This is a genomic window from Herbaspirillum sp. NPDC101397, assembly GCF_044767325.1.
Taxonomy (GTDB): Bacteria; Pseudomonadota; Gammaproteobacteria; order Burkholderiales; family Burkholderiaceae_D; genus Herbaspirillum.
Genome location: NZ_JBIWNS010000003.1, coordinates 516,686 through 528,790 on the forward strand (window position 1 = coordinate 516,686; position 12,105 = coordinate 528,790).

Sequence of the window (12,105 nt, forward strand, 5' to 3'; positions counted from 1 at the left end):
GAAGGACGCATCATGAATACGCGTGCAGAATCTTTCATCGCCCAAGCGGCGATCAACACGGTTGGTTACCAGACGGGATTTGGCAACGAGTTCGCGACCGAGGCGTTGCCCGGTGCGTTGCCGGCCAACCAGAACTCTCCGCAGCAAGTTGCCTATGGCTTGTATGCCGAGCAGTTGTCCGGCACGGCCTTCACCGCGCCGCGCGGCCACAACCGTCGCTCGTGGCTGTACCGGATTCGTCCGGCGGCGATGCATGAGCCGTTCGAACGCATCGATAATGGACTCGTCGGTCGCTTCGACGACGTCGAGACGCCGCCCAACCAGTTCCGTTGGGATCCCCATCCCATGCCGGACGCGCCCACCGATTTCGTCGCGGGCCTGATCACCATGGCCGGCAACGGTTCGCCCGATGCGCAGACCGGTTGTGCGATTCATCTGTACGCGGCCAACCAGTCGATGACCGACAGCTATTTTTATTCCGCCGACGGCGAATTGCTGATCGTGCCGCAAGTCGGCCGCCTGGAACTGCTGACCGAACTGGGCGCCATCGACATCGAGCCGCAGGAGATTGCGGTGATTCCGCGCGGCGTGCGCTTCCAGGTCAAACTGCCCGACGGCAGCGCGCAGGGTTACGTGTGCGAAAACTTCGGCGCGCTGCTGCGCTTGCCCGACCTTGGTCCGCTCGGCTCCAACGGCCTGGCCAATCCACGCGACTTCCTGACGCCGCATGCCTGGTATGAGGACCGTGAAGGCGACTTCAGGCTGATCGCCAAATTCGGCGGCAACCTGTGGCAGGCCAAGATCGGTCACTCGCCGCTGGACGTGGTGGCGTGGCACGGCAACTACGCGCCGTACAAATACGACCTGCGCCACTTCAATACCATCGGCTCGATCAGCTACGACCATCCCGACCCGTCGATTTTCCTCGTGCTGCAGGCGCAGAGCGATACCCCGGGCGTGGACACGCTGGACTTCGTGATTTTCCCGCCGCGCTGGCTGGCGGCGGAAAACACCTTCCGCCCGCCATGGTTCCATCGCAACGTGGCGAGCGAATTCATGGGCCTGATCCACGGCGTGTACGATGCCAAGGCAGAAGGCTTCCGTCCCGGCGGCGCCAGCCTGCACAATTGCATGACCGGCCACGGCCCCGACGCCGCCACATTCGAGAAGGCCAGCCGCAGCGACACCAGCACGCCGAACAAGGTCGGCGACACCATGGCCTTCATGTTCGAGACGCGCAATATCATCAAGCCGACGCGCCACGCGCTGAGTTCGCCGACGCTGCAAAAGAATTATTACCAGTGCTGGATGGATATCAAAAAGAACTTTGACCCGCACTTCAATCCACAACACCGCCCGGAGCAACAATGAGCATCATCCTGAATGAAACCCACGACGCCGGCTTGCGCAGCTGGGTCGCCTCGGCCAATGCCGCCGGCAGTGATTTCCCGGTCCAGAATTTGCCGTACGGCGTGTTCCGCAGGAAGGGAAGCGACGAAGTTTTCCGCGCCGGCGTCGCCATCGGCGACAGCATCCTCGACTTGCGCGCGGCGTTTGAAAGCGGCGCCTTCGCCGGCTTCGGCGAGACCGTGCACAAGGCAATCGTTGCAGCGACTGCGGGAAGCAATCTGAATCCGCTGATGGAGCTCGACGCTGCGGCGTGGTCGGCCTTGCGCCTGGCCTTGTCGACGCTGCTGCGCGAAGGTTCGGTGCACCAGTCGCAACTGCAAGCGGCGCTGGTGCCGCAGGCCGAAGCCGAACACGCCTTGCCGGCGCAGATCGGCGACTACACCGATTTCTATACCTCGATCCATCACGCCACCGCGATCGGCAAGCTGTTCCGCCCGGACAATCCGCTGCTGCCGAACTACAAGTGGGTGCCGATCGGCTATCACGGCCGCTCTTCCTCGATTGCGGTGTCGGGCCAGCAGTTCCGTCGTCCACTCGGCCAGCTCAAGCCGCCGACGTCCGACGTACCGGTGTTCGGCGCGTGTAAACGCCTCGACTATGAAATGGAAGTCGGCGTGTTCATGGGGCAGGGCAACGCCATCGGCGACGCTATCGGCATCGGCGCCGCCGAGTCGCATGTGTTCGGCCTGTGCCTGTTGAACGACTGGTCGGCGCGCGACGTGCAGGCCTGGGAATACCAGCCGCTCGGTCCTTTCCTGGCGAAGAATTTCGCCTCGACGATTTCGCCGTGGATCGTCACGCTCGAAGCGCTGGCGCCGTATCGCGCCGCGTGGACGCGCGACGCCGAAGATCCGCAGCCGCTGGCTTACCTCGATGCCCCGGACTTGCGCGAGCACGGCGCCTTCGATGTGCAACTCGAAGTGCTGTTGCAAACCAAGGCCATGCGTGAAGCAGGGACTGCGCCGCAACGACTGTCGCTGGGTAATTTCCGCGACGCTTACTGGACCGTATCGCAACTGGTGGCGCACCACACCGTCGGCGGCTGCAACCTGCGTGCGGGCGACCTGCTCGGTTCGGGAACGTTGTCGGGACCGACGCCGGAATCGGCCGGTTCGCTGCTGGAGCTGACCGCCGGCGGCAAGCAATTAATCAATCTGGACAATGGCGAAACGCGCATCTTCATCGAAGACGGCGACACCGTCATCATGCGCGGTTGGGCCGGACGCGAGGGTTTGCCGCGCATCGGTTTCGGCGAAGTTGCGGGCACCGTGCTGCCGGCGCGCCAGGTTTGATAAAAACAAAAAGGAGACAGCGACCATGACGATTCATCTCTACAGCTATTTCCGCAGCTCTGCGTCGTATCGCGTGCGGATCGCCCTGCATCTCAAGGGCCAGTCCTACGACACCGTGCCGGTGCATCTGCTCAACAACGGCGGCGAGCAATATGCGCCGGCATTCAGCGCGATGAATCCGCAGTCGCTGGTGCCGGTGATGGAAGAAGAAGGGCGTCACATCACGCAGTCGCTGGCGATCCTGGAATATCTGGAAGAGCGCTTCCCAACGCCGGCATTGCTGCCGCCGGGTTTGCTGGACCGCGCCCACGTGCGCGAGATTTCGCTGGCGATCGCCTGCGACATCCATCCGCTCAACAACCTGCGCGTGCTGCGCATGCTCAAGCAGGAGCTGGGCGTGAGCGAAGAGGTCAAGCAGCAGTGGATACAGCACTGGATCGCGCTCGGCTTCGGCGCGCTGGAGAAGCAACTGGCCGCCAGTGCGCAACGCGGCCGCTTCTGTTTTGGCGAGTCACCGACCATGGCGGATTGCTGCCTGATTCCGCAGATCTTCAACGCCCGCCGTTTCAATGTCGACATGACGCTGTATCCGACGCTGGTTGCGATCGAGGAAGCCTGTAGTGCACTCGAGGCCTTCCAGCTGGCGCAGCCGTCGGCGCAGCCCGACGCCGCCTGAATCTCCCTCAGCCTCGCTGGAGGCGCTGCCGGCGGCGCAGCGCCACGCCGGCAATTTCCGCTTCCCTGATCTGGTCTTGAAACCTTCCGACGCAAAGCGCTTGCCGGGATTTCAAGTAATGCCTGTTGGAAATTTGCCAAAGTCTGCCCTTTGAGCGTACCGCGCATCCCGGAAATGGCGGTGGTGCGGGAGATTGCCGGTATAATTTTCTGCGCTGCCGATAATAAAAAAAGACGCATCATGTCCGATGGCAAAAAAGCAATATTGCAGGCGCTCGCAGCGCCTGCCCATAAAACGATTCAGTCTGACTCAGGGAATCACGTTGTCGTGATGACGGGGAGCGGGAAATGACATCGACCTGACATGCCGCAGGGCCGCGCCGCACAAGATGGCAGTGGCCGGATGCGCGCAATCAGCCGATGTTCATCACCACGTTCACGCATGCGCGGCGCTGTTTCCGGGGGGCGGTTTTTCTTCGCTGGGGTTCAAGTATGCAAGTGGTCAGCCGACCTTATCGCTGGGCGATTTACGGTTTGCTGGTGGTCGTGATCGCCGCCGGCATCGTGCTGTTTTTCGCGATGGCGCGCACGGCCAAGGATATTCGCGCGTCGACCACGCCGCTGCTGCAGGAAAAAATCCCCACGCTGCGCCACCTGTCCGATTTTGAAAGCGCGCTGCTGCGTTACCAGCTGGCGCTGAACAAATACTATGTGGCGTCGATCGGCCGCGACCGCTTCGACACACTGGAAACCCAGGCCGGCGAAGAAATGGCCGACAACTTCGATTACGTGCGGCGCGACTTGCAGCAGGCGGCCCAGATGGGTAGCCTGCGCAGCAACTATGACGCCGTGCTGGCGATGGGACCGGCGCTCGAGAAGATCATGCTGGCGCCGCCGGTCAACCGGGAAAAGGCGCGCCTGCTGCTGGGCGAACTCAACGTCAAGACCAACAACATCCGTGGCCTGCTCGGCACGGCCAAGCACGACGTCGAAGCCGGGATATATGAAGTGGGCGACCTCGCCAACAGCGGCGTCGACGAGATTACCCGATTGGTGCATATCTACAGTGTCGGTATGCTGCTGACCGCCTTGTTCATGATGTATCACGTGTGGGCGCGCTTCCGTTCGGAGAACGTGCTGGCCTTCCAGGCGGCGCATGATCCTCTGACCGGCCTGGCGCACCGTGGATCGTTCGAGCGTCGGCTCAAGACCATGGCAGATCAGCCGCATACGGTGGTGCTGGGCATGATCGACCGTTTCGAGCGCGTCGTCGGCGGCCTTGGTCACGCCTTCGGTGATCGTCTGATGCAGGAAATGGCGACCCGCATCAAGCGTGCGGCCGAACGTCACGGCGGTGAAGTGTTCCGCCTCAACGGCGCCAATGTGGCGATCCTGTACAAGTCCAACGGCGACAACCTCAGCTTCCAGGAGGCCCTGTCGAGCCTGCAGGAATACATGCGCCAACCGTTCGAGTTCGGCCAGCATGAGATTTTTTCCAGCATGAGCATGGGCGGCGCCGAGTATCCGCGCGACGGCGCCGAACCGGCGCACCTGCTGCAGAACGCCGACGCGGCGCTGCAGGCCGCGCGCGACGCCGGCGGCGATTGCTTCGTGCAGTATTCGAATGCGCTCAACACGCGCGCGCAAGAACGCTTGGCGCTGGAAGCACAACTGCGCCACGCGATCGAACGCAATGAACTGGAACTGCATTTCCAGCCGCAGCAAGGGCTGGCGGACGATCGCCTGGTCGGCTTCGAGGCGCTGGTGCGCTGGCGCCGCAACGGCGAACTGATCTCGCCGGCCGACTTCATTCCGCTGGCCGAAGAGTCCGGCCTGATCGTGCCGATCGGCGACTGGGTGCTGGCCGAAGCATGCCGCCAGGCCAAGATCTGGAGCCTGGAGACGCCGCGCAAATTCGTCATCGCAGTGAACATCTCGCCGCGCCAGTTCCATCATCCATCCTTCCTGCGGCGCGTCACCACGACGCTCGCCGAAAGCATGATCGATCCGTCCTTCATCGAACTGGAAATCACCGAAGGCATCGTCATGCGCGATGTCGAACGCACCATCGAGTTGCTGGAAGACCTGCGCAAGCGCGGCCTGACGCTGGCGATCGATGACTTCGGGACGGGTTATTCATCGCTGGCTTACCTCAAGCGTTTCTCGATCGACAAGCTCAAGATCGACCAGTCCTTCATCCGCCACCTGCGCCCCAACAGCGAAGACGCGGCGATCGTGCAGGCAGTCATCAACCTCGGTCACCATCTCGGCTTGTCGGTGATCGCCGAAGGCGTGGAAACCGTGACCCAGCGCGAATTGCTGCGCGCCTGGGGCTGCGATGAAATCCAGGGCTATTTCTACGGCCGGCCGTTGTCGGCTGACAAGGCCACGCAGTTCATCTTCGACAATTAATAATTAAGCCGGCGGACGGCGCGGCACCAGCAGGTTGCCGGTCATGACCAGCAACGATTGGTTGTCCTGGTTGAAGGTGGTGACGCGGTGCTTGAGGAAGCCCTGTTGCGGTTTCGATTGAGAGAATTTCAGTTCCAGCACTTCCACCTCGATATGCAAGCGGTCGCCCGGACGGGTAGGGCGCGGCCAGCGGAACTCTTCAAAGCCGGCACCGATGATGCCACCATGGATCGGCAGGGTTTTCACCAGCAGGCGCATGGTCAGCGCCGCGGTATGCCAGCCGCTTGCGGCCAGTCCTCCGAAAAAGCTTTGTGCTGCAGCGGCCTCGTCGAGATGGAAAGGTTGCGGATCGTAGCTGGCGGCGAACGCCTTGATGGCATCGGCGCTCAATGCCTCGTCGGCGGCGTGGCTGAATTTTTGACCCGGCGTAAAGTCTTCCAGATACATCAAATTGACAGACATTGGCGGTCTCCCTTGACTTGTTTTATAATGTAGATTGCAAAATGATAGTTAGTTGTTCATCCGAATGATAGCCAGCCAGATGGGACTTGTCCATGGAACGTAAAAGCTTCGGCAACATGCAGTGCCCGGTAGCCCGCACGCTTGAGCGCGTGGGCGAATGGTGGAGCATCCTGATCCTGCGCGATGCGCTGCACGGGCTGACCCGCTTCGACCAGTTCCAGAAGAGCCTGGACATCGCGCCCAACATGCTCACTCGCCGCCTCAACTCGCTGGTCGAATCCGGCCTGCTGGAGCGCCGCCAGTACAGCGAACGGCCGCCGCGCCACGAATACATCCTGACCGACCTGGGACGTGATTTCCGCTCCATTCTGGTCGCGCTCAACACCTGGGGCAACAAGCATTTTGCGCCGGAAGGCCCGAGCGTGCTGCTGATCGATTCGACCACGGGCGAAGTGGCGGAACCAGTGATGATCGACGGCAAGAGCGGCAAGCGCCTGAATTCACCTGATTTCGTGTTTGCGCCGGGGCCGCAGGCCAACGAAGGCATGAAGGCACGCATCAACTTTGCCCGCGAACGGGCCGCCGAAGCTGCTGCCAACGATGCGGCAGCGACGCCGGAAGCTGCGCCTCCTGCCAAGCCTGCAAAGGCGCCGCGCAAGAAGGCCGCTGCGCGCAGCGCTTGATTCACCTGTTTCGGTTGTCTCCATGGCGTCGTTGTTGCGACGCCATTTTTTTGTCCGGTTTCAACGCACGCGCTTGACAACCCTCTCTTCGCTCATTAGTATGCATATACATTGATGCATATGCATTTATTTGGATCGTTTAAATAGGCCGGAGCTTCATGTTTAACCAGTGCACCTGTACCCGCCTGCGTCGGCTGACGCGGCGGATCACTTCTATATACGACCGTCATCTGCTGCCGGACGAACTCACCATCAGCCAGTATTCGTTGCTGAGCAGGGTGGGCAAGCACGGCTCGATCGCCAATCTGCGTCTGGCCGCGGAAATGGGCATGGATCGCAGCACCTTGAGCCGCAACATCAAACCGCTGATGACGGCCGGCTGGATCGCCACGATCGACATGCCGCCAGACGAACATGTCGACAAGCGCTCGTTCGGACTCGGCCTCAGTGACGCAGGCAAGGCCAAGCTGGCCAAGGCTCGTCCCAACTGGGTGCAGGCGCAGCTGGAGATTGACGGCCTGCTCGGCGAGGATTTGCATGCAGCCCTGTCCGGCATGATCGACGAGGCTTACGACAAATTGCAGGAAGCCTGATCCCGCCAATCGGGCAGACGGTTTCAATACAGTTTTAATACAAGCACCATCAATGCCTTGCCGCATTGATGGTTTTTTATTCACCATTATTTTGAATGAGCGTCATGAATAAAGTCACTCAAGCCATCGCGCAGCGCACCTCGCACCGTTTCAGTTATGCGTGGGTGGTCGTCGCCGTGATCTTCCTCGTCCTGCTGACCTCGGCCGGCATCCGCGCCACGCCGTCGGTCATGATCCTGCCGCTGGAGCATGAATTCGGCTGGAACCGTTCCACCATCTCGCTGGCGATTTCCTTCAACATCGCCTTGTACGGCCTGATCGGCCCGTTCGCCGCAGCCGCGATGCAACGCTTCGGCATTCGCCCCGTCGTGATGGGTGCACTGGTGCTGCTGTCGATCGGCACTGCACTGAGCACGCTGATGCAGATGCCGTGGCACATGGTGATGACGTGGGGTCTGCTGGTCGGCTCTGGTACCGGGGTCGCCGCCAACACCTTGGGCGCAACGATTGTCAGCCGCTGGTTTGAAATGCGCCGCGGCCTGGCGATGGGCTTGCTGACCGCCAGCGCGGCTACCGGCCAGATGGTGTTCCTGCCGCTGATGGCGTCGATGGTCGAGCATTACGGCTGGCGTTCGGTGGCTTTCCTGGTGGCGATCGTCGCTGCCGTGGCGGTGCCGCTGGTGGCGTTGTTCCTGCCGGAGCGTCCATCCGACGTCGGTCTGCGTCGTTACGGCCAGGCGGCCGATGCGCCGGACGATGCTGCGGTGAAGCAACGCAATCCGCTGGCGATCGCGTTCGACGCGTTGCGCCAGGCGATGAAGGTGCGCGATTTCTGGCTGCTGTTCTTCAGCTTCTTCGTCTGTGGCATGAGCACCAACGGCTACATCGGTACGCAGTTCATCGCGATGTGCAACGACTACGGCATTTCCGAAGTCGGCGGCGCCAGCATCCTGGCGGCGATGGGCATGCTCGATCTGGTCGGCACGACCTTGTCCGGCTGGCTGTCGGATCGCTTCAATCCGCGCGTGCTGCTGTTCTGGTACTACGGCTTGCGCGGCATTGCGCTGATCTTTCTGCCGTATGCGTTCGGCCTCGATTATTTCGGCCTGACCGTGTTCGCGATCTTCTACGGTCTTGACTGGATCGCCACCGTGCCGCCGACCGTGCGTCTGGCCAATGATGTATTCGGCCGTCTGGCTGCACCGATCGTGTTCGGCTGGATCGTTGCCGGTCACCAGCTCGGCGCCGCTGCCGCCACCACGATATCGGGCTTCATGCGCGCCAACCTCGGCGACTACACGGCCTCGTCGATGCTGATGGGAGTCGCTTGCCTGGTTGGTGCGGTGATGGTGTTGCGCATCAAGGGGCACCAGCATGACAAGCCGGTGGCGGTTCCTGCATAAACCGCTTTTTCCGTTTCACGCAAAAACGCCCGCTTCACGTTGATGAAGCGGGCGTTTTTGTTTCAGCGATGCTGCCCCATTATTTGGACAGCGCCTTGCGCAGGCTGGAGGTTGCGAGATCGACGGCACTCTTCGCCGCAGGGGTATCACCCAGCGCATTGAGCATGACGAAGTCGTGGATGGTGCCGAGGTAGCGCACCTGCGTCACCGGCACGCCGGCCTTGGCCAGCTTGGCGGCATAGGCTTCGCCTTCGTCGCGCAGCACGTCGTTTTCATCGGTGATGACCAGTGCCGGCGGCAGATCCTTCAACTGTTCCAGCGTCGCGTTCAGTGGTGCGATATGCGGATCCTTGCGGTTGGCGCCGGCCGGCAGGTAGGCGTTCCAGAACCACTTCATCGCTTCCTTGGTCAGCCATGGGCCGTTGGCAAACTGGTTGTACGAACCGTTTTCAAAATTGGTGTCGGTCACTGGATAGAACAGCACCTGGTACTTGATCGCCGGACCCTTGCGTTCCTTGGCCAGCAGGCTCACGACCGCAGTCATGTTGCCGCCCACGCTGTCGCCGGCAATCGCCAGGCGGTTCGCATCGACGTTGAATTCCGCAGCATGTTCGGCGACGTATTTGGTCGCGGCGTAGTCCTGTTCGATGGCGATCGGATAGCGCGCTTCCGGCGAGCGGTCGTAGTCGACGAAGACCACGGCAACCTTGGCGCCGTCGACGATCTGGCGCACCAGGCGATCGTGCGTGTTGACGTCGCCCATCACCCAGCCGGCGCCGTGGAAGTACATCACTACCGGCAGCGTTTCCTTGTTGCCTTGCGGACGCAGGATGCGGATGCGGGTGCTGCCGGTCGGCCCGACCGGGATCACGCGGTCTTCGATGTCGGCAGCCGGCTTGGCGACCTTGCCGGACTGTGCGCCGGCCAGCAGGTTGCGTGCTTGTTCAGGTGTCAGCGTGTAGATCGGAGGACCGCCGGCGGCGGCCAGCGCGTCGAGGAAACCCTGGGTTTGCGGTTCGACGGAGGCGGCCGATGCAGATTGGGCGGCCGAAGCGGCGGCGAGTGCGATGGTGCTGAGGGCAAGCAGTTGTTTGATCGATTTCATGATGTTTCCTTTCGGGGGCGGGGTTTTGTATTCGAGCAATTAAATTGTGTGCAATATATTTGATGCTTTGGCAAATGAAACAAGTCATGCATGCGCTTGCCTCGTTGGGGTGAGGAGCAGTGCATGGAACGAATAATAGATTGATGAAAATTAAATTGCAAGCAATTTAAAATAAAAAATTCCAGAGCGTCGTTTTTGCCGGGCCGGGAATGGGAGGAGGCTTGCGCCACGCAGGCGCAAGCAATGCGTCAAGTCAGCATCAATCCCACTGCGGCGCAAAGTCCGGATTGGCAAGGCGCTCACCCTTGTCCAGCCTTGCGATGGCGGCCATCTCGGCGTCGCTGAGGCGGATGTTTTGCGCTGCCAGGTTGCTTTCCAGATTGACTCGTTTAGTCGACGACGGAATCGTCGCAAAGCCTTGTTGCAGCGACCAGGCCAGTGCAATCTGGGCCGGGTTGGCCTGGTGCGCCTTGGCGATCCCGATGATAGTCGGGTCCGTCATGACCTTCCCGTAAGCTAGCGGCATGTAGGCCGTCAGGTGGATGCCCTGGCTGCGCGCGAAGTCGACCACCTTGCGGTTTTGCAGGAAGGGATGGATCTCGATCTGCAGCGTGGCGATTTCTGCAGCCCCTACGGCGTCAATGGCTTGCTGCAGATGCGCGATGGTGAAGTTCGACACGCCGATCAGCCGGGTCAATCCCTGCGCCTTGGCTTCGGCCAACGCTTCCATGTAGGTCGCGACGGCGATGCTGTCGTTGGGCGCGGGCCAGTGGATCAGCGTCAGGTCGAGCTGGTCCATCTGCAGTTTGGCCAGGCTTTCCTTCAGGCTGGGGATCAATTTGTCCTTGCCGAGGTTGTCGGTCCAGATCTTCGTGGTGACGAACAAGTCCTTGCGCGCAACGCCGGCGGCGGCGATGGCTTGGCCGACCTCGGCTTCGTTGCCGTAGATCTGCGCGGTGTCGATGTGGCGATAACCGAGTTCGAGGCCGTTGGTAACGGAGTCGATGACTTGCTGGTCTTTCAGGCGGAAGGTGCCGAGGCCGAATGCGGGAATGGTGCTCATGGAATTCCTTGGTAAGTGAGATGGGCGCGCGACATGGCCGGCGCGCAAGGGAGGGAGGCTTGCGGTGCTTACTCCATGGACAGCAGTATGCGGGCAAAGTGCTGTTGCAAAAATACGGTGCAAGGCAAAGCTTTATTGCGCCTGAGGCAAATATCGACGGCCCTGAACGCCTCTGTTTCTATTTTCGAATATTTCGATGATTGACTGTCATTCTTTCCGTTTTTCTTTCCCGCATCGTTCGCCCATACTTCGCTCCATGGTGAACGGCACAGACAAAGACGGACACCAACGAAGCACTCACCCTTATCGAATTAATCGTCAATAACCTCAGGAGAACATCATGGCAATCGCAAAAGCACAACCAGGCAAGACACTGTTGAACCCAACCAACCACACGCTGATCATGATCGACCATCAGTCGCAAATGTCGTTTGCGACCCATTCGATCGACATGGTCACGCTGCGCAACAATGTCGCACTGGTCGCCAAGGCCGCCAAGGAATTCAAGGTGTCGACGATTTTGACCACCGTTGCCGAAAAATCCTTCTCCGGCCCGATGTTTGATGAAATCAAATCGGTGTTCCCGAACGAAGAAGTGATCGACCGCACCAGCATGAACACCTGGGAAGACCCGCGCATCGCCGACCGCGTCAACGCCATCGGCAAGGAAAAGATCGTGCTGGCCGGCCTGTGGACCTCGGTATGCATCGTCGGACCTGCGCTGTCGGCGCTGGACCAGGGCTTTGAAGTCTATGTGATCACCGACGCCAGCGGCGACGTGTCGAATGAAGCGCATCAACGCGCCGTCGAACGCATGATCCAGTTGGGCGCACGTCCGATGACGTCGCTGCAATACCTGCTCGAACTGCAACGTGACTGGGCCCGCACCGAGACCTACAATGAAACCGTCACCACCGCGATCGCCAACGGCGGCGCCTACGGCCTCGGCCTGATCTACGCCAAGACCATGTTCAACGCTTCCGAAGGCCATTAATTCTTCGGCACGT

At 60.9% G+C, this 12,105-nt stretch carries 12 protein-coding genes; 9 read left to right on the forward strand and 3 right to left on the reverse strand.

Annotated features, from left to right (window positions below):
- Positions 1 to 12: 12 nt before the first annotated feature.
- The 5 genes from hmgA (at position 13) to ACIROW_RS10265 (ending at position 5,789) form a co-directional block, all read left to right on the forward strand.
- A complete protein-coding gene (hmgA, locus tag ACIROW_RS10245) occupies positions 13 to 1,371 on the forward strand; it encodes a homogentisate 1,2-dioxygenase (RefSeq protein WP_402274850.1) in 1,359 nt (452 codons plus the stop codon).
- Positions 1,368 to 2,702 (forward strand): fumarylacetoacetase, encoded by a 1,335-nt coding sequence (gene fahA, locus ACIROW_RS10250; protein ID WP_402274852.1) that lies wholly within the window; start codon positions 1,368 to 1,370, stop codon positions 2,700 to 2,702. The genes hmgA and fahA overlap by 4 nt, the downstream gene beginning before the upstream one ends.
- 25 nt (positions 2,703 to 2,727) lie before the next feature.
- Positions 2,728 to 3,378 (forward strand): maleylacetoacetate isomerase, encoded by a 651-nt coding sequence (gene maiA / locus ACIROW_RS10255; protein WP_402274854.1) that lies wholly within the window; start codon positions 2,728 to 2,730, stop codon positions 3,376 to 3,378.
- 150 nt (positions 3,379 to 3,528) lie between these two features.
- Positions 3,529 to 3,729: a hypothetical protein gene (locus ACIROW_RS10260; RefSeq protein ID WP_402274857.1), complete on the forward strand. Its 201-nt coding sequence runs from the start codon at positions 3,529 to 3,531 to the stop codon at positions 3,727 to 3,729.
- A gap of 140 nt (positions 3,730 to 3,869) precedes the next feature.
- Positions 3,870 to 5,789: a putative bifunctional diguanylate cyclase/phosphodiesterase gene (locus tag ACIROW_RS10265; protein ID WP_402274859.1), complete on the forward strand. Its 1,920-nt coding sequence runs from the start codon at positions 3,870 to 3,872 to the stop codon at positions 5,787 to 5,789.
- 3 nt (positions 5,790 to 5,792) lie between these two features.
- Here ACIROW_RS10265 and ACIROW_RS10270 read toward each other — a convergent pair whose 3' ends face one another.
- Positions 5,793 to 6,251 (reverse strand): MaoC family dehydratase, encoded by a 459-nt coding sequence (locus ACIROW_RS10270; RefSeq protein WP_402274862.1) that lies wholly within the window; start codon positions 6,249 to 6,251, stop codon positions 5,793 to 5,795.
- A gap of 92 nt (positions 6,252 to 6,343) precedes the next feature.
- Here ACIROW_RS10270 and ACIROW_RS10275 point away from each other — a divergent pair, with 92 nt between their 5' ends.
- The 3 genes from ACIROW_RS10275 (at position 6,344) to ACIROW_RS10285 (ending at position 8,930) form a co-directional block, all read left to right on the forward strand.
- The gene (locus ACIROW_RS10275) at positions 6,344 to 6,934 is read left to right on the forward strand and encodes a winged helix-turn-helix transcriptional regulator (protein WP_402274864.1); all 591 of its coding nucleotides are present in this window, start codon (positions 6,344 to 6,346) and stop codon (positions 6,932 to 6,934) included.
- A 158-nt stretch (positions 6,935 to 7,092) separates the two neighbouring features.
- Positions 7,093 to 7,527 (forward strand): MarR family winged helix-turn-helix transcriptional regulator, encoded by a 435-nt coding sequence (locus ACIROW_RS10280; protein ID WP_402274867.1) that lies wholly within the window; start codon positions 7,093 to 7,095, stop codon positions 7,525 to 7,527.
- A gap of 104 nt (positions 7,528 to 7,631) precedes the next feature.
- Positions 7,632 to 8,930: an MFS transporter gene (locus tag ACIROW_RS10285; RefSeq protein ID WP_402274869.1), complete on the forward strand. Its 1,299-nt coding sequence runs from the start codon at positions 7,632 to 7,634 to the stop codon at positions 8,928 to 8,930.
- 79 nt (positions 8,931 to 9,009) lie between these two features.
- Here the strand turns inward: ACIROW_RS10285 and ACIROW_RS10290 are convergent, their stop codons facing one another.
- Both ACIROW_RS10290 and dkgB read right to left on the reverse strand, forming a co-directional pair.
- Positions 9,010 to 10,035, reverse strand: coding sequence for an alpha/beta hydrolase fold domain-containing protein (locus ACIROW_RS10290; protein WP_402274872.1), 1,026 nt, complete (start codon positions 10,033 to 10,035; stop codon positions 9,010 to 9,012).
- Positions 10,036 to 10,294: 259 nt separating this feature from the next.
- Entirely contained in the window at positions 10,295 to 11,098 is an 804-nt protein-coding gene (gene dkgB, locus ACIROW_RS10295; RefSeq protein ID WP_402274875.1) for a 2,5-didehydrogluconate reductase DkgB, read from the reverse strand.
- Between the two features lie 340 nt (positions 11,099 to 11,438).
- On the opposite strand from dkgB, the gene ACIROW_RS10300 reads away from it, so the two are divergent.
- Positions 11,439 to 12,092: a hydrolase gene (locus tag ACIROW_RS10300; RefSeq protein WP_402274877.1), complete on the forward strand. Its 654-nt coding sequence runs from the start codon at positions 11,439 to 11,441 to the stop codon at positions 12,090 to 12,092.
- The last annotated feature ends 13 nt before the right edge of the window (positions 12,093 to 12,105 follow it).